We start from the raw sequence: 18,318 nt of genomic DNA, 5'->3' as shown, positions 1-18,318 counted from the left end.
CATGCTCTCCTTCATAGTCCGCCGGATCGCGGCAGCGCTCGGCACGCTCCTGCTCTCCTCGCTGCTGGTCTTCCTCGCCGTCCAGGCCCTGCCCGGGGACGTCGCCACCCAGGTCCTCGGCAAGGACGCGACCCCGCAGGCGGTGGCCGAGCTGCGCGGCAGCCTCGGCCTCGACCGGCCCGCCTTCGAACGCTACGGCGACTGGATGTGGGGCGCCCTGCACGGCGACTTCGGCATGTCCCTGGTCTCCGCGCAGGCGGTCGGCGGCGAGGTCGCCCAGTACCTGGGCAACTCCGCGCTGATCGCCGCCATCACGATCCTGTTCGCGGTGACCGGCTCGCTGCTGCTCGGCATCGTCGCCGGGCTCTACCGCGACCGCTGGCCCGACCACCTCATCTCGACGGTCAGTCTCGTCGGCATGAGCGTCCCCGAGTTCGTCGTGGCCACCGTCCTGGTGCTGTGCTTCTCGGTCGCGCTGCCGTGGTTCCCCGCGGTCGTGCTCTACGGCCCCGACGCCACGGTCGGCCAGCTGCTGCCCGCCGTGTGGCTGCCGGCGCTCGCGCTCGCCGTGGTGATGGCCGCCTATATCGTCCGTATGGCCCGCACCTCGGTGATCGACGTGATGGCGAGCGAGTACGTCACCACCGCACGTCTCAAGGGCCTGTCCACCTTCCGGGTCGTCGCCCGGCACGCCCTGCCCAGCGCTCTGCTGCCCGTCCTGCACGTGATCGCGCTCAACGTGGCCTGGCTGCTGGGCGGCGTCGCCGTCGTCGAGAACGTCTTCAACTACCCGGGCATCGGCAAGCTGATGCTCTCCTCGGTGCAGAACCGGGACCTGCCCGTCATCCAGGCCATCGCCCTGATCAGCGCCGTCGTCTACGTCGTGTGCAACCTCGCCGCCGACCTCGGCGCCATGGCCCTCAATCCCAGGCTCCGCACCCGAGGGAGGACCCGATGACCACGGTCGACACCGTCCGGGCCGACGCCCCGGCCCCGCGCGCCGTCCGTGCGTGGCGCACCCTGCGCTCCTCGCGCGCGGCCGTCGTCGGGCTCACGATCGTCGCCGTCCACGTCGTGATCGCGCTGCTGGCCCCGCTGCTCACCTCCTACGACCCGATCGCGGGCGACGCCTCGCAGGCCCTGCTCGGTCCGGGCGGGGAACACTGGGCGGGCACCGACCAGTACGGCCGCGATGTCCTCGCGCGGGTCCTGTACGGCGGCCGGTACGCGCTCGGCGTGTCCCTCGCCGCCACCGTCGTGAGCGTCGCCCTCGGCACGGTCATCGGCTGCGCCACGGCGCTGCGCGGCGGCTGGTTCGACGACCTGATCGGGCGGGTGCTGGACGCCGTGCTGGCCGTTCCGGCGGTCCTGGCGCTGCTCGTCGTCGTGACCGCGCTCGGCACCGGGCCGGCGGTCATCGTCCTCGCCGTCGCCGTCGTGTTCGTCCCGCAGGTGGTGCGGGTGGTGCGCGGGGCCGCCCTGGCCGTCGTGCCCGCCGACTACGTCACCGCCGCGCGGGCCCGGGGGGAGGGCACCTGGTCGATCCTGCGCCGTGAGGTCCTGCCGAACATCGTGGACGTGGTGTGCGTGGAGTTCGCGATGCGTGCCTCCTGGGTCGTGCTGCTGATCTCCTCGCTGTCCTTCCTGGGCTTCGGCGCCGACCCTCCGACGCCGGACTGGGGCCTGATGGTCGCCGAGAACCGCACCGCCATCACCGTCGTGCCGATGGCGAGCGTCGCGCCGATCATCGCCCTGGCCACGCTGGTGATCGGACTCAACCTCGCAGCCGACGGCCTCTCCAAGGCCTGGGGCGTCGACCGGATCAGGGAGGGCTCCTGATGACCCCACTCGTCTCCGTGAACTCCCTGTCCGTGGCCTACCGCTCCGGGGGCCGTCAGATACCCGTGGTCCACGAGGTGTCCCTGGAGGCCGCCGCCGGGCGGACGCTCGCGCTGGTCGGCGAGTCCGGCAGCGGCAAGTCGACCCTCGCCGCGACCCTGCTCGGGCATCTGCGGCACGGCTCCCACATCACTGGCGGCTCGGTGACGGTGGACGGCCGGGACGTCTTCGCCCTGTCCGCGCCCGAGCTGCGGCGGCTGCGCGGCCGGACGGTCGCCATGGTCGCCCAGAACGCGGGCCAGGCGCTCACCCCGTCCATGCGCGTCGGCCGGCAGATCGCGGAGGCGGGCGGCGACATCCCCGTCACCGACCTGCTCGACCAGGTCCGGCTGCCGCGCCCCGCCGAGCTGGCCCGCCGCTATCCGCACGAGCTGTCCGGCGGCCAGCAGCAGCGCGTCGCCCTCGCCATGGCCATCGCCGCCCGCCCCAAGGTGCTGGTCCTCGACGAGCCGACGACCGGCCTGGACGTCGTCACCCAGCGGGGCGTGCTGGACCTGATCGCCGCCCTGCGCGACGAACTGGGCCTGGCGGCCGTGCTGGTGAGTCACGACCTGGGCGTCGTCGCGCACTTGGCGGACGAGGTGTGTGTGCTGAAGTCGGGCCGGACGGTGGAGTCGGCGCCCACGCGGCAGCTGTTCGCGCTGCCCCGGGAGCCGTACACGAAGCGGCTGCTGGCGAGCGTGCCGCGAGTGGACGACGCCGGTCTCGCGCTCGTACGGGAGACGGGCGAGCGGGAGATCCGCCCCAGGGCCGTCGTGCCCGAGGACTCCCCGGTGGCCGTCTCCGCCCGTGACGTCACCGTCGACTACGGCAGCTCCCGTGCCGTGGACGGCGTCTCCTTCGAGGTCCGGCGCGGTGAGGTCCTGGCCCTCGTCGGCGAGTCGGGCAGCGGCAAGTCCACGCTGGCCTGGACCCTGGCGGGGCTGCGCACACCGTCCGGTGGCGCCATGACCCACGAGTCGGGCGATCTGGCCCGGCCCGCACGGCGGCGGCCGATGTCCCTGCGGCGGCGGGTGCAGCTGGTCTTCCAGAACGCGGACACCTCGCTCAACCCCCGGCGCTCGGTGGGCGACGCCATCCGGCGTCCGCTGCGGTTCTTCGGCACGGCCCGCGGCCGGGGCGAGTCGGCCGAGCGTGCCCGGCGGCTCATCGCCGACGTACGCCTGGACCCGGCCTTCGCCGACCGGCTGCCCGCCCAGCTCTCCGGCGGCCAGCGGCAGCGCATCGGCATCGCACGGGCGCTGGCGGGCGAGCCGGACGTCCTCATCGCCGACGAGATCACCACCGCGCTGGACGTCTCCGTCCAGGCCGAGGTGCTTCACCTGGTGGACGACCTGCGCCGGGAACGCGACCTGGCCTGTCTGTTCATCAGCCATGACCTGGCCGTCGTCCGCGGCATCGCGGACCGCGTGGTCGTCCTGCGCGGCGGGGTCGTGGTCGAGGAGGGCCCGACGGAAGCCGTCTTCTCCGATCCCCGGCACCCGTACACACGGCAGCTGATGGCGGCCGCCCTCGAACCCGACCCCGACGCCCGGCCGCCTGTCGAAACGGCCCCCGACTGGACCGACGCCGCCCGGGAGGGCGAGATGTGGGCCGACCTCGGCGACGGCCACCGCGTGCGCCGCTGGCGGCCCGCCGGCACCCCCGACGACAACCCGACCGCTCCCGTCGCAGAAGGAGTTTCGTGAAGTACCGCGACCGGTTCGAACGCCAGGTCGTCCACGAGGACGTGTGGATCCCCACCCGGGACAGCACGACCCGTCTGCACGCCCGGATCTGGCGCCCGGCCGACGCCGGGTCGGACCCCGTCCCCGCGCTGCTCGAGTACCTGCCGTACCGCAAGAGCGACTGGACCGCCCCGCGCGACGCCCAGCGCCACCCCTGGTACGCCGGTCACGGCTACGCCTCCGTCCGGGTCGACGTCCGCGGCCACGGCGACAGCGAGGGCACGCCCGGCGACGAGTACGACGCCCAGGAACTCGCGGACGGCGTGGACGTCGTCAACTGGCTCGCCGCACAGCCCTGGTGCACCGGCAAGGTCGGCATGTTCGGCATCTCCTGGGGCGGCTTCAACTCCCTCCAGATCGCCGCCCTCGCCCCCGAACCGCTCAAGGCGATCGTGACGGTCTGCTCCACCGACGACCGCTACGACAACGACGTGCACTACACGGGCGGCGCCGTCCTCGGCATCGACATGCTCGCCTGGGCCGGCACCATGCTCGCCTTCACCGCACGCCCGCCGGACCCCGCGAACGTCGGCGCGGACCGCTGGCTGCCGATGTGGCGCGAGCGCCTCGACGCGCTCGAACCCTTCCTGCACACCTGGCTGGAGCACCAGCAGCGGGACGACTACTGGCGGCACGGCAGCGTCTGCGAGGACTACACGGCGATCGACGCGGCCGTCCTCGCGGTCGGCGGCTGGAACGACCCGTACCGGGACACCGTGCTGCGGCTCGTGGAGCACCTTCCCGGCGAACAGGTGCGGGGGATCATCGGCCCCTGGTCGCACCAGTACCCCGACCGCGGGCTGCCGCCCGGCCCGGCCATCGGGTTCCTCCAGGAGACGCTGCGCTGGTGGGACCAGCACCTCAAGGGCGTCGACACGGGCGTCATGGCGGAGCCGCTGCTGCGCGCCTGGCTGAACGACCCCGTACCGCCCGCCCCCTCGCACGAGGAGATGCCCGGCCGCTGGGTGAGCGACGCCGAGTGGCCCAGCCCGGACGTCACCTGGGACGCCCGGCAGCTCGGTGAGAGCCGTGACCCGGTCCTCGTGCGCTCTCCGCAGCACACCGGCCTCGACGCCGGCCGCTTCTTCCCGTTCGGCAACGCCGCCGACCTGCCGCCCGACCAGCGCGAGGAGGACGGGCGGTCCGTCTGCTTCGACTCCGCGCCCCTGGACCGGCGCGTGGAGATCCTCGGCCGCCCGCGGGTCCGGCTCCGCCTCGACAGCGACACCCCGCGGGCCCATGTCATCGCCCGCGTGTGCGACGTCGCTCCTGACGGCTCGTCCACGCTCGTCACCCGGGGCGTGCTCAACCTGCTCAGCAGGAAGGGCCGCGAGCACGCCGTCGAGTGGACCCCGGGGACGTACGAGGACGTCGAGTTCGAACTGGGCGGCATCGGCTACGCCTTCCCGCCCGGCCACCGCGTCCGGGTCGCCGTCTCCGACGCGTACTGGCCGTGGGTGTGGCCGCACGGCGAACGCGGGGCGCTGCACGTCGTCCCGGCCGGCAGCGCGGTCCTGCTGCCCGTGCGCGAGGCCGCCGACGAGGCCGCAGTCCGCTTCGAGGAGCCGGAGCAGGCGGTACCGATGGCGGTCACATACGACACTCCCCCGGACCCCCGCCCCGAGCGGCTGGTCACGCACGACGTGGCCAAGGGCGAGTGGAGCCTGGAGGTCGACCCCGGCTACGGGGGTTCCCGGACGTACCCGGACGGGCTGCGCTACGAGGAGAGCGCCCGCGAGACGTACACCATCCGGACCGACGATCCGCTGTCGGCGCGAGCCGTCTCCGAGTGGCGCGTCCGGCTGCGGCGCGGGGACGACTGGGACGCTGAGATCATGGCCAGGACCGAGCTGCGCGCCACGGCCGCGGAGTTCATCATGGACAGCCGTATCGAGGCACGGGGGAACGGAGAGACAGTGGCCGAGCGCGCATGGCACCGCACCACCCCGAGGACGTCGGGATGACGGGCGCCGAGCAGCCGCGGCAGGGCGCGAAGAGCCCGCGCCGTGCCGTCGCCGCCCGCGACCGGACCCGGCAGCCCACCGAGGTTCGGCGGCGCCTCATCGTCGACGCGGCCGTCCCGCTGATCGCGGAGCGCGGCTACAAGTCGGTCGGCGTGCGCGACGTGGCGGCCGCGGCCGGGGTGTCCGTCGGCACGGTCACCTACCACTTCGACAGTGTGCAGGAGGTCCTCTCCGAGGCCATGGTGCTGCACATCGAGCAGTACTACGCGGCGCTCAGCGAGGCCGCCGAGCACGCGACCAGCGGGGCCGAGGCGCTCAGGCTGCTCGTCGACGCGCTGTTCACCGAGGACACCGACCGGCACTGGCGGATGTGGTTCGACTTCTGGCACGTGGGCGAGCAGAGCACGGACGAGGCCTTCGCGCGCGGGCAGGCCGACCGGTACGCGGCCTGGCACCGGCAGATCCGTGCCCTGGCAGAACGGGGCGTCGCCGACGGCGAGTTCAGCGGTGACGACCTCGACGGATTCACGGCCCGCTTCGCCGCACTGGCCGACGGGCTGGCCCTGCAGCGCCTGCGCCAGGCACCTCCTCTGACCACGCAGGAGGCACGGCATCACCTCAACCGGTTCATCGAACGGGAGCTGGTTCCCCGGCCCGGTACATGACTTCGTCGAAGTCGGCGGGGTGCCCGCCCCCGGTGAGATCCCAGGCCCACAGGCCGGCGAACGCGCCGGTGAAGCCGAGGGCGCGGATCTGGCCGTCCTCGATGTGCTCGGCGTGCTCGTCGGACAGGACCGTCGCGTCCAGGACGGGACCGAAGGGCTCCCAGCCCCGGCCGGTGTCGTACCGGAAGCGCAGATCGGCCCCGTCGAAGTCCAGGCCGAGCCGTAGTCGCGTGGTGTCGCCGAGCGGCGCCTCACCCGCTTCGTCGACGCTGAGCACTCCTCGGTCGCTGCTCGCGACGCGCAGGACGGGCTGCCCCTCGTCGTCCACGGTGACGTGCAGATAGTGCCAGTTGCGGGTGTTGTAGTACGCGGTGATCCCGGCCAGGTGCTGGAACGCGTGGGGCCGGTACTCCATCGTCGCCTCGAACGAGCAGCGCGCCGATGTGACACGTCGGGCGACCAGGCTGGGTTCGACCAGGCTCTGCGGTGACCGGCCGCCGCGAAGCCGCAGGTGGGACGGGCGTTCGGTGAGCGAGACCCAGTCGGGGGTCGCGGGGCGGCGCAGTGTCGACCACTGGGGGCCCAGGGCCGGGCCGTCGAATCCGTCGGTGTCGTCCTCGTCCGCGTGGTCCCTGCCCGCCGTGGAAGTACCGGTCGGCACCTCCAGGGCGGGCAGGCCGGTCTCGACGCGCGGCCAGCCGTCGGAGGTCCAGGTCACGGGCGCCAGTGCCGTCTCCCGGCCCAGGACGCACGGCCCGCGCCGCCCGAGGGGCCGGGCCACGAGGTAGGCCAGGTACCAGTCGCCGTCCCCGGTCTCCACCAGGCTGCCGTGCCCGGCCTTCTGCAGGGGCAGGTCGGGGTGGTAGCGGGCGGTGAGCAGTGGGCCGTCGGGGTCGCGTGCGTAGGGGCCCGTCAGGGTGCGCGAGCGGGAGACGGTGACCTGGTGGTCGTAGCCCGTGCCGCCGTCCGCGGTCAGCAGGTAGTACCAGTCGCCACGGTGGTAGAGGTTCGGGCCCTCGATCCAGCCGGCCTGCGGCGGCAGCTCGATCCGCACGGGGTCGCCGGTCAGTCGGCGCCCGGCACGGTCGTAGCGCCGGGCCTCCAGACCCGCCGAACCGCCGTGGCCGGGGCGCCAGTCATGGACCAGGTTCAGCAGCCGGCTGTCGGGGCCGTCGTGGAAGAGGGAGGCGTCGAAGCCCCGGGCGTGCAGCGGTACCGGATCCGACCAGGGACCCTCAATGGAGGGAGCGGTGATCAGGTGGTTGGGGCAGTCGGTGAAGCCGCCGGCGTAGGTGGACACGTTGCTGTAGACGAGGTGGAACAGGCCGTCGGCGTGGGTGAGGCTGGGTGCCCACACACCGCCCGAGTCCGGGCAGCCGGTCAGGTCGAGGAGACGGGTGTCGTCGAGGGCGCCGCCGAGGGGCCGCCAGTGCACCAAGTCCGTGGAGTGGTGCAGGCGCACGCCCGGGTACCACTCGAACGTCGATGTCGCCACGTAGAAGTCCGGCCCCACGCGGAGGATCGACGGGTCCGGGTGGGATCCCGGCAGCACCGGGTTGCGGATGACGTCTGCCGGCCGGTTTCGCATGCGATGTCCCCTCGTGACGCCCCCTCCGGCGTGCGCCGGGTGATCACCGCAGGACCGTAATGTCGAATACGTTCGCGAGCAACGTCCACCTGAAAGGTTTTCCAACTCAGGGCGCTCACAACACTATTGACACTTCATCAGCTCCCTCCTACGTTGCGAAAACCTTTTAGGTCGTTTCCGTGCTCTGCAGGTCCGGACAGGGAGCTCCGATGAGAAGACCGCAGATCCTCCTGGCCGCACTGGTACTCGCCGTCTGTTGCGTCGTCCCCGCCACCCCGGCCGCGGCGGCGCAGACCATAGGGTTTCCGAGCTTCAGCGGCCCCACGATCCCCGCCCCGCCCGTCGCCCACACCCCGGGCGACATGATGCGGGCGATCTACGACGCGGAGAGTTCGGGGACCGACTTCTGGATGGACCGCCTGCTCGCCCGCTCGGGCAACGACCCGGCCGGACCCTGGCTGATGAGCAGGGGGCGCGCGCTGTTCATGAAGGAGCACGACCCGGCCCGGTTCGGCTTCGGCGGCAAGGTGGCCTACTGGGAGAACATCAACGGCAACAGCGCCTACACCGTCGCTCTCACCCCGGGGACCTTCACCGAACAGGTCGCGCAGCGCCGGCAGACGCCCAGTCACTGGAAGAGCGTGCACACCAGCGGCTCGGTCACGGTCGACCAGACGAAGTTCATCACGGACAACAACGTGGCCGTGACCAACCTGTCGATCAAGAACAACGGCTCATCCTCCACCACGCTCCAGTTGCGGGCGACGTCGCCCTACGCCACGTCGGGCAGCGGCAGCGAGCTGACCGGGCAGGTAAACGCCTACAACAACCTCACGACCCTCCGCCCCCGGCTGACCGGTGACGGGTTCGCCGTCTCCGGCGGCGGTCTCAACCGGTCCGTGACGGTCGCGGCCGGTGCCACGGTGACCGCCAAGGTCGTGATGGGCTTCGTCACCGACGAGATCCCCGAGTCCCGCACGGAGTACGACGCCTACGCGGGCTACTCCCCCGCCACCGCGTTCGCCACCCACGTCAGGGCCTACAACCGGTGGTGGGCGCAGAACGTGCCCTACATCGACGTGCCCGAGCCCGCGATCAAGAAGAACGTCTACTACCGCTGGTGGCTGATGCGCTTCAACCACCTCGACGCCGACATCCCCGGGCAGACCTTCCAGTTCCCGACCTCGACCGAGGGCGTCCTCGGCTACAACAACGCCATCGCCCTCACCCAGCCGATGCACATCGACGACCTGAAATATCTGCGCGACCCGTCCTACGCCTACGGGGACTGGCTGAGCGTCGGCCAGACCTCCAAGGGCGGCCGCTTCCTGGACAACCCGGGGGACCCGGAGAACTGGTCCAACAGCTACACCCAGTACATCGCCGAGGCGGCGTGGAAGAGCTACCAGATCCACGGCGGCCAGCCCGCGATCGCCGCGAGCCTCGCCCGCTACGCGGAGGGCGACGTCAAGGGCCAGCTCGCGCACTACGACCGCGACAACAACAAGCTCATCGAGTACGACTGGGGCGCCCTGACCGGCAACGACGCCGACGCGGTCTCCTTCCACTGGAAGCCCGGGAACATGGACCGCGCCGAGTCCGCCTACCAGTACAGCGGCGCCCTCGCCGCCGCACAGGCCTACGAGGCGACCGGCAACACGGCCAAGGCGAGCGAGATGCGCACCCTCGCCAACCAGATCAAGGACGCCATCGTCAACGTCCTGTGGAACCCAAACCGGCAGCTGTTCGAGCACCGGCTGAAGTCGACCAACGAGTGGGTGCCCTGGAAGGAGATCAACAACTACTACCCGTTCTCGGTCGGCGCCGTCCCCGACACGGCGACGTACAAGCAGGCCCTGCGGTTGTTCGACGACCCGGCGCAGTATCCGGTCTTCCCCTTCTACACGGCCAACCAGGTCGACAAGAAGGCGGCGGCCGAGGCGGGGGAGCCGGGCTCCAACAACTTCTCCACCATCAACTCCACCGTCCAGTTCCGGCTGTACTCCTCGGTGCTGCGCAACTACCCCAACTCCTGGATGAACGCCACCGACTACAAGAAGCTCCTCTACTGGAACACCTGGGCGCAGTACGTCGGCGGCAACACCCAGTGGCCCGACGCGAACGAGTTCTGGGCCGACTGGAACGGCAGCTCCGTCAACTACCGCTCCTGGATCCACCACAACATCCTGGGCAGCAGCAACTGGACGGTGATCGAGGACGTGGCGGGGCTGCGGCCGCGCAGCGACGCGAAGGTGGAGCTCTCCCCCATCGACATCGGCTGGTCCCACTTCACGGTCAACAACCTGCGCTACCGGGGCGCCGACCTGTCCGTCGTCTGGGACGACCCGGCCGACGGTGTGGTGCGCTACCCCGGCATCCCGGAGGGCTACTCGATCTACGTCAACGGCACCCGGGCCGCCACGATCAGCACCCTGGTGCCCTTCACCTGGGACCCGGCCACCGGCGAGGTCACCACGAAGGGCACCGTCACCCACCGCACGGCCGTCTCCGGGCTGAAGTCCCCCAACCAGGTCGTGCAGGACAGTCCCCGCATGGTCGACATGCTAGCCAAGGCCGGTGTCGACCTGACCGGCGACCCGGCCGACCTCGCCTCCGGGGCGGCCGCGTCCGCCTCCCACACCGGGTCGGGCAGCGCCGTCTCGGGCGCGGTCGACGGGCTTCCCACCAACGAGCCGTTCTGGGGAGCCGGCGGCTCCTCGAACAGCCAGGACTGGTACGAGCTCAACTTCGGCACCGCCCGGACGCTCAACGAGGTGCGCCTGTACTTCAAGGACAGCCGCCCCGCCAGTACGACCTACCGGGCGCCGTCCTCGTACTCGATCCAGTACCACAACGGAACTTCCTGGGTGAACGCCGACGGCCAGACCAAGAGCCCGGCCGCGCCCCGTGCCAACTACAACCTGGTGCGGTTCCCGGCGATCAGCGCCCAGCGCATCCGGGCGCTGGCGACCCACGCCTCCGGGGCGAAGACGGGCCTCACCGAGATCAAGGTCCATCACCGGGGCGGCGCCCAGCCACCCGCCAACCTGGCGACGTCGGCCACCGCGTCCGCCTCGTACACCTCCTCCTGGGAGAGCGTCACCGCGATCAATGACGGGGTCGACCCGCCCTCGTCCAACGACACCGTCAACACCCGCTGGGGCACCTGGCCGGAGAGCGGGCAGCAGTGGGCCGAGCTGACCTGGCCGTCGGCGAAGACGGTGAACAAGGCGGAGGTGTACTTCTTCGACGACGACCAGGGCATCGACATGCCCGCCTCGTGGAAGCTCCAGTACTGGAACGGCGGCGCCTACGCCGACGTGCCCGGCGCGAGCGGCTACCCGGTGGCGAAGAACCAGTACAACGCGGTCACGTTCACCGCGACGAACACCACGCGGCTGCGTGTGCAGCTCACCAGCAACGGCGGCAACTCCGTCGGCCTCCTCGAAGCGAAGGTGTACGGCCCGTGACTCGTTTCAGATGTCTGTCCGCGCTCCTCGGCGTCCTCACCATGGTGGTCGCCTTCCTGGCGGCGCCGCAGCCCGCTGCCGCCGCCGTCGCGTTCACGTCGACGGGGGTGAACCAGAACGGCGGCAACTGCCTTGATCTGCCGGGAGGTTCGTCGACGAACGGGACGCAGTTGCGTGCCTTCTCGTGCGGTTCGGGCGCGAACCAGAGTTTCCGCTTCGCGCCGGTCTCCGGTTCGGGTGACACGTACACGATCACCACGCAGTCCGGCCAGTGCGTCGACGTCGCCGGCGCGTCCTCCGCTGACAACGCCACGGTCATCCAGTGGCCCTGCCACGGCGGCACCAACCAGCAGTGGCGGCTGGTGCCGGTGAGCGGCGCCGACAAGGCCTTCAACCTGGTCTCCACGGCCTCGGGCAAATGCGTGACGCCGAGCGGGGGTTCGCCGGCGTCGAACACGGGCCTGGTGCAGCTGCCGTGCTCCGCGGCGAACGGCAGGGTGTGGCGCCTGTCCGGCTTCACCGGCGGCGGCACGAGCCCGAACACCTTCACCAACCCCATCGCCCAGCGCGGCCCCGACCCCTGGCTGACCTACCACGACGGCTACTACTACCTGGCCACCACGACCTGGAACTCGACGGTCACCATGCGCAAGTCCCGCACGCTGGGAGGCCTCGCCACGGCCGCCGAACAGGTGATCTTCAATCTGACCAGGCCCAACGGGGCGGGCACGATGTGGGCCCCGGAGTTCCATCTGCTCGACGGCCCGAACGGCAAGCGGTGGTACTTCTACTACACCGCGGGGCGGGAGCCGTTCGACCTGGGCACCCAGCGGATCCACGTGCTGGAGAGCGCCGGCCAGGACCCGATGGGCCCCTACACCTTCAAGGCCGACCTGCTCGACCCGTCCCAGGACAACACCTGGGAGCTGGACCCGGGCATCCTCCAGCTGAACGGCAAGCTGTATCTGCTCGGCACCTTCTACAACGGCTCGCAGCCGATGTTCATCCGGCCGCTGTCCAACCCGTGGACCGCGAGCGGCACGCGCCGGATCCTGTCCACCCCCACCTACGGCTGGGAGACGGTGGGCGGCGCGGTCAACGAGGGCGCCGAGGTCCTCCAGCGCAACGGGAAGACCTTCATCGTCTACTCCGCGAGCCACTGCTCCACGCCCGACTACAAGCTGGGCATGCTCACGTACAACGGCGGCGACCCGCTCAGCTCCTCCTCCTGGGTCAAGTCACCGAACCCGGTCTTCCAGCGGTCCAACGCCAACGGCGTGTACGGCCCCGGCCACAACGGCTTCTTCAAGTCGCCGGACGGCACGGAGGACTGGATGGTGTACCACGCCAACAGTTCCGCGGGCGGCGGCTGCGACATGAACCGCTCGACCAGGGCACAGAAATTCACCTGGAACGCCGACGGGACGCCGAACTTCGGCACTCCGGTGGGCCTGGGCGTCGCGCTGACGGCACCGTCGGGAGAGTAGCCCGGAAGCGGACGAGGGCCGCGAAACGCCGCGGTGGTCCTTCTCGGCCCTCGTCCGAACGGCGAGCATGCCACGTCATGGACATCTTGCTCGTCGTCAGCGCGTTCAACAGCCTGTCCCAGCGTGTGTACGCGGAACTGTCGGATGAGGGGCACCGGGTCGACGTCGTCCTCGCCTCGCACGGCGCCGACGCGGTCCGGGCCGCCGTACAGGAGGTGCGCCCTGACCTGGTCGTCGCCCCGATGCTGAAGTCGGCCCTGCCGGAGGACGTCTGGCAGGAGCACACCTGCCTGATCGTGCACCCGGGGCCACCGGGCGACCGGGGCCCGTCGTCGCTGGACTGGGCGATCGCCGAGGGGGCGTCCGAGTGGGGCGTGACGGTGCTTCAGGCCGAGGCGGCGATGGACGCGGGCGACGTGTGGGCGGACGCGTCCTTCCCCGTGCCTCCGGTGGGCAAGAGCAACGTGTACCGCAACGAGGTCGCGGACGCCGCGACGGCCGCGGTCCTCCAGGCCGTGCGGCGCTACGCCGACGGCTCGTACAAACCGCGCCCCCAGAGCGAGCCCGGGATCAACGTGGTGTGGCGGGACTTCTTCCGCCAGGAGCAGCGGCGGATCGACTGGGAGCGGGACAGCACGGCCACGGTGCTGCGCAAGCTCCGCGGGGCCGACTCGCAGCCCGGCGTCCGGGACGAGCTCTGCGGCCGGGAGGTGTTCCTGCACGGCGGGCACCCCGAGGACCGGCTGCGAGGCGAGCCCGGGGAGCTGCTCGCGACCCGGTCCGGCGCGGTCTGCCGGGCCACCCGGGACGGCGCGGTGTGGATCCCGGAGCTGCGTCCCCGCAAGAGTTCCGGCGATCCGGCGCCGTTCCGCCGCCCGGCGGCCTCCGTCCTCGCCACTTTCCCGGCCCCGCCCGGATCCCATGGCCTGTCGAGCTCGAACGACCGCCCGTACTGGCTGCCCGAGATCGCCGCCCCGCTCGAACTGCCCCCGGACCGCACCACCTGGACCGACATCCGCTACCGGCAGCACGGTGCGGTCGGCTTCGTGACCTTCTCGTTCCCGGGCGGGGCGATGAGCACCACCCACTGCCGCAGGCTGCTCGCCGCCTACCGGTACGCGCTCAGCCGCCCGACCTCGGTGCTGGTGCTCGGCGGCGCCCGCGACTTCTTCTCCAACGGCATCCATCTCAACGTCATCGAGGCGTCGAGCGACCCGGCGGGCGAGTCCTGGTCCAATCTGAACGCCATGAACGACCTGGTCGAGGCCGTGCTGCGCACCACCGACCGGCTGGTGGTGGCGGCGCTGGGCGGCAACGCGGCGGCCGGCGGTGTCATGCTCGCCCTGGCCGCGGACGAGGTCTGGTGCCGCACGGGCAGCGTCCTCAATCCGCACTACCGCAACATGGGGCTGTACGGCTCGGAGTACTGGACGTACTCGCTGCCGCGCCGCGTGGGAGCCGAGACGGCCGAGCGGCTGACGAGCCAGGCGCTGCCGGTGAGCGCCGCGACGGCTGAGCGGATCGGGCTGGTGGACCGTCTGGTGCCCGCCCAGGCACAGGAGTTCACGGCAGAGGTCGAGCGGCTGGCCGCCGCGGTCGCCGGCGACCCGGACCTCGCGACCCGGATCACCGCCAAGACCACCGCTCGTCACGCGGACGAGCTCCAGCGCCCCCTCGCCGAATACCGGCGGACCGAACTCGCCCGCATGCGCGCCATCCTCTTCGACCGGAAGGCCCCGTACCACGCGTTGCGGTCCGCCTTCGTCCGCAAGCTGCCGACCGGCTCCCCCAGGCCGCTGCTCACCGGAGACGCTCGATGAGCGCGCGGCTGCTGGTGGCGGGCGTCGGCAACATCTTCCTCGCCGACGACGCCTTCGGCCCCGAGGTGATCCGCGCCCTGGAGCGGAACCCGCTGCCGCCCCAGGTGCGGGTGCGGGACTTCGGCATCCGCGGGATGGACCTGGCGTACGAACTGCTCGACGGCTACGACACGGCCGTCCTTGTCGACGCGGCGGTACGGGGACAGGAGCCGGGCACCCTGTCGCTGGTCGAGCCGGACCTGCCGGACGGTGCCTCGGCGGGCGCCCCGCCCGAGGCGCACGGCATGGACCCGGCCAAGGTCCTCGCCCTGGCCGCCCACCTGGGCGACGAGCCGCTGCCGCGTGTCCTCGTCCTCGCCTGCGAGCCCGCGCTGCGGGCACCCGCGGACGAGGACATCGCGCCGGGCGTCAGCGCGACGGTGCGCGAGGCGGTGGGGCGGGCCGTCGAGGCGCTGCACACCATGGTTCCGGTGCTGCTCGCCGACCCGGCGGCCACGCCCCCGTTGAGCCGCCCGGACGAATCAGCCGCCCTGTCGTCGGCCGGGCTGCCGGGCACGGTGCGCGGTGGCGCGGAGGATCGGTAGCGGACCGATTTCCCTACCGAGGTCCTTACCGAGCGCGAGGAGCGGCCCCATGTGCGATTCCGTGGACGAGGTCACCCAGGCCGTCCTGGCGAAGAACGACTCCCTGGCCGCGGGGCTGCGCGAGGAACTGGCCCGCCGGGGCGTGAGCGTGGTCAACCTGCTGTCCAGCCCGGGCAGCGGCAAGACGGAACTGCTCGGGCGGGTGCTGGCCAGGGCGGTGGAGCGGGGCCTCCCGGTGGCCGCGCTCACCGCCGACCTGGCGACGGAGAACGACGCCGACCGGCTCGCCCGTTCGGGCGCCCCGGTGAAGCAGTTGCTGACGGACGGGCTGTGTCATCTGGAGGCCCGGCAGCTGCGCGGCCATGTGGAGGGCTGGCTGCCCGGGGACACCTCGCTGCTGTTCGTGGAGAACGTCGGCAACCTCGTCTGCCCGGCCTCCTACGACCTCGGCGAGACCCTGCGGATCGTGCTCATGGCGGTGACGGAGGGCGAGGACAAGCCGCTGAAGTACCCGACGGCCTTCGGGTCCGCCCATCTGGTGGTGCTCACCAAGATCGATCTGGCCGGGCCCGCCGGGTTCGACCAGGCCGCCTTCGCCGCCAACGTCCAGCGGGTCAACCCCGGGGTGGAGCTGCTGTTCTCCTGCGCCCGGACCGACGACGGTGTCGACACCCTCCTGGAGCGGGTGCTCGCCGTGCGGGACGGGGCCCCCGTGCACCGGCCTCCGCTGGCCCCCCGGCCGCACTCCCATTCCCACTCCCACCAGGGCACCGAAGCCGGCCTCGTCTCGTGACGGCGCCCGCCACTCAGGCGGTGCGACGCCGCGTCACCGTGCGCGGCACGGTGCAGGGCGTGGGGTTCCGCCCCTTCGTGCACCGCCTGGCCACCGATCTCGCGCTCGCGGGGTTCGTGAGCAACACCGCGAGCGGTGTCCTCATCGAGGTGGAGGGACCGCCGCAGGGCATCGCCGACTTCTGCGACCGGCTGGCCCAGGAGCCGCCGCCGCTGGCCACGGTCACCGGCGTCGGGTTCGAGGACCTGCCCGTCAGCGGCGCCGACGACACCTTCCGCATCCGTTCCACCGACCGCTCCCCCGGCCGCACTCTCCTCCCGCCCGACACGGCGACCTGCCCCGACTGTCTGCGGGAGCTGGCCGATCCGGCCGACCGCCGCCACCGGCACCCGTTCGTCACGTGCACCCACTGCGGGCCACGCTTCACCATCGCCACGGGCATGCCGTACGACCGGGCGGTCACGACCATGGCCGGCTTCCCGATGTGTGCCGACTGCGCCCGGGAGTACGGCGATCCCGGCGACCGGCGCTTCCACGCCCAGCCGGTGGCCTGCCCCGACTGCGGCCCCCGGTTGCGCCTGGTGCCCGCCTCGGGGAGCGATGTGCGCCCGGCGCGGGACGCCGGCGCCCTGGCCTCCGCGCGAGCGCTGCTGGCCGCCGGGGGGATCGTCGCGGTGAAGGGCCTCGGCGGCTACCACCTGGCGTGTGACGCCACTGACGCCCGGGCCGTGGAGACGCTGCGCGCCCGTAAGGCGCGCGGCGGCAAGCCGTTCGCGGTGATGTGCGCGGACCTCGACGCCGTACGGCGGATCGCCGCCCCCTCCACGGCTGAGGTGGCCGCCCTCACCAGCGCGCGGCGCCCCATCGTCCTGCTGCGGCGGCGAGCGGAGCAGGCGGGCCTCGCGCCCGGCGTCTGTCCCGGCAGCCCGCACCTCGGCGTCATGCTGCCCTACACGCCCGTGCACACCCTGCTATTCGGCCTGCCCGGTGATCCGCCGGGCCCGCGTGTGCTGGTCATGACGAGCGGCAACCGTTCCGGCGAACCGATCGTCACGGACGACGACGAGGCACTGACCCGGCTGGCCGGTCTGGCCGACGCCTGGCTCGCCCACGACCGGCCCATCTCCTCGCCCTGCGACGACTCGCTGCTGCGGGTACGCCCCGACGGCACCGAGCAGGTGCTGCGCCGGTCCCGGGGGTACGTGCCCCGCCCGCTGCGGCTGCCCGTCGCGGTGCGGCCGACGCTCGCCGTTGGCGGGGACCTGAAGAACGCCCTGTGCCTCGGCGAGGGCGACCACGCCTGGTTCGGCCCGCACATCGGCGACATGGGCGATCTGACCACCCTGGAGGCGGCCCGGCGGGCCGAGGCGCACATGCGGTCGCTGACCGGCGTCACCCCCGAGCTCGTCGCCGCCGACCGGCATCCGGGATACCAGTCCGCGCGGTGGGCCCGTCGGCGGGCCCACCGGCTCGCGCCCGTCTTCGTCCAGCACCACCACGCGCACATCGCCTCGGCGATGGCCCAGCACGGCCTCGACGGCACCGCGCCCGTGATCGGCGTCGCCTTCGACGGCACCGGATACGGCGACGACGGCACCGTCTGGGGCGGCGAGATCCTCCTCGCCGACTACACCGGCTACCGGCGCTTCGCCCGCCTGGCCCCCGCCCCGTTGCCCGGCGGGGACGCGGGAGTGGCCAACCCGTGCCGGCTTGCCCTGGCTTGGCTGTGGGCGGCGGGCCTGGCATGGGACGCGGATCTGCCCAGTGTGACCGCCTGCGTTGACGGCGAACTGGCTGTTCTGCGGCGTCAGTTGACGCGCGGAGTGGCCTGTGTCGCGACCTCCAGCATGGGCCGGCTCTTCGACGCCGTGTCGTCCCTGGTGGGCGTGTGCCATCGCGCGGGGTACGAGGCCCAGGCCGCCCTGGAGCTGGAGGCCGCCGCCGCTTCGGCCTGGGGCGAGGGCACCTCCGCCTACGACTTCGGCTTCACCGCCGGTACGTACGACCCGGCGCCCGTGCTGAGCGCGCTCGTCGCCGATCTGCGGCGCGGCACCCCGGCCCCAGTGCTCGCAGCCCGCTTCCACCGCGCGGTGGCGAGGGCCGTCGCGGACATCTGCCGGCGTGCGCGCCAGGACACCGGCCTGGCCACCGTCGCCCTGAGCGGCGGGGTGTTCGCCAACGCGCTGCTGGAGGAGGAGTGCGCGCGGCTGCTGTCCGAGGACGGCTTCGCGGTGCTCCGCCACGGCGAAGTCCCGCCGAACGACGGCGGGCTGGCCCTCGGCCAGCTGGTGGTCGCGGCGCACCTACGACAGGAGGAGTGA

The 18,318-nt window shown here is 72.2% G+C and carries 12 protein-coding genes; 11 read left to right on the top strand and 1 reads right to left on the bottom strand.

Going from position 1 to position 18,318, the window contains the following annotated elements:
- The first annotated feature begins 1 nt into the window (after window position 1).
- Genes AC07DF_RS19730 through AC07DF_RS19710 form a run of 5 tightly spaced genes read left to right on the top strand, consistent with a single transcriptional unit; the run spans window position 2 to window position 6,255 of the window.
- Window positions 2-958, top strand: a complete 957-nt coding sequence (locus AC07DF_RS19730; protein WP_478972462.1) for an ABC transporter permease — start codon at window positions 2-4, stop codon at window positions 956-958.
- Window positions 955-1,839, top strand: coding sequence for an ABC transporter permease (locus tag AC07DF_RS19725; RefSeq protein ID WP_478972459.1), 885 nt, complete (start codon window positions 955-957; stop codon window positions 1,837-1,839). Before AC07DF_RS19730 ends, AC07DF_RS19725 begins: the two co-directional genes overlap by 4 nt.
- Window positions 1,839-3,587, top strand: a complete 1,749-nt coding sequence (locus tag AC07DF_RS19720) for a dipeptide ABC transporter ATP-binding protein (RefSeq protein ID WP_478972456.1) — start codon at window positions 1,839-1,841, stop codon at window positions 3,585-3,587. The genes AC07DF_RS19725 and AC07DF_RS19720 overlap by 1 nt, the downstream gene beginning before the upstream one ends.
- A complete protein-coding gene (locus AC07DF_RS19715) occupies window positions 3,584-5,590 on the top strand; it encodes a CocE/NonD family hydrolase (RefSeq protein ID WP_478972453.1) in 2,007 nt (668 codons plus the stop codon). Before AC07DF_RS19720 ends, AC07DF_RS19715 begins: the two co-directional genes overlap by 4 nt.
- Window positions 5,557-6,255: a TetR/AcrR family transcriptional regulator gene (locus AC07DF_RS19710; protein ID WP_478972450.1), complete on the top strand. Its 699-nt coding sequence runs from the start codon at window positions 5,557-5,559 to the stop codon at window positions 6,253-6,255. Before AC07DF_RS19715 ends, AC07DF_RS19710 begins: the two co-directional genes overlap by 34 nt.
- Here the strand turns inward: AC07DF_RS19710 and AC07DF_RS19705 are convergent.
- Window positions 6,218-7,843 (bottom strand): glycoside hydrolase family 43 protein, encoded by a 1,626-nt coding sequence (locus AC07DF_RS19705; RefSeq protein ID WP_478972447.1) that lies wholly within the window; start codon window positions 7,841-7,843, stop codon window positions 6,218-6,220. The two genes, AC07DF_RS19710 and AC07DF_RS19705, sit on opposite strands and share 38 nt — an antisense overlap.
- Window positions 7,844-8,052: 209 nt before the next feature.
- Between AC07DF_RS19705 and AC07DF_RS19700 the strand changes: the two genes are divergently transcribed.
- From AC07DF_RS19700 to hypF, 6 genes are all read left to right on the top strand, one after another.
- Window positions 8,053-11,313, top strand: coding sequence for an MGH1-like glycoside hydrolase domain-containing protein (locus AC07DF_RS19700; protein WP_478972444.1), 3,261 nt, complete (start codon window positions 8,053-8,055; stop codon window positions 11,311-11,313).
- Complete coding sequence (locus AC07DF_RS19695; protein WP_478972442.1) at window positions 11,310-12,800, top strand: family 43 glycosylhydrolase; 1,491 nt, start codon at window positions 11,310-11,312, stop codon at window positions 12,798-12,800. The genes AC07DF_RS19700 and AC07DF_RS19695 overlap by 4 nt, the downstream gene beginning before the upstream one ends.
- Before the next feature lie 77 nt (window positions 12,801-12,877).
- Window positions 12,878-14,620, top strand: coding sequence for a hydrogenase maturation protein (locus AC07DF_RS19690; protein WP_478972439.1), 1,743 nt, complete (start codon window positions 12,878-12,880; stop codon window positions 14,618-14,620).
- The gene (locus AC07DF_RS19685; protein ID WP_478972436.1) at window positions 14,617-15,204 is read left to right on the top strand and encodes a hydrogenase maturation protease; all 588 of its coding nucleotides are present in this window, start codon (window positions 14,617-14,619) and stop codon (window positions 15,202-15,204) included. The genes AC07DF_RS19690 and AC07DF_RS19685 overlap by 4 nt, the downstream gene beginning before the upstream one ends.
- A 49-nt stretch (window positions 15,205-15,253) precedes the next feature.
- Window positions 15,254-15,997, top strand: coding sequence for a hydrogenase nickel incorporation protein HypB (gene hypB, locus AC07DF_RS19680; RefSeq protein ID WP_478972433.1), 744 nt, complete (start codon window positions 15,254-15,256; stop codon window positions 15,995-15,997).
- Window positions 15,994-18,318: a carbamoyltransferase HypF gene (hypF, locus tag AC07DF_RS19675; protein ID WP_478972430.1), complete on the top strand. Its 2,325-nt coding sequence runs from the start codon at window positions 15,994-15,996 to the stop codon at window positions 18,316-18,318. Before hypB ends, hypF begins: the two co-directional genes overlap by 4 nt.

It is taken from the genome of Streptomyces sp. NPDC044719 (assembly GCF_056433405.1).
The sequence above is the reverse complement of the archived record's forward strand: the minus strand, read 5'-3'. Positions and strand labels throughout refer to the sequence as shown.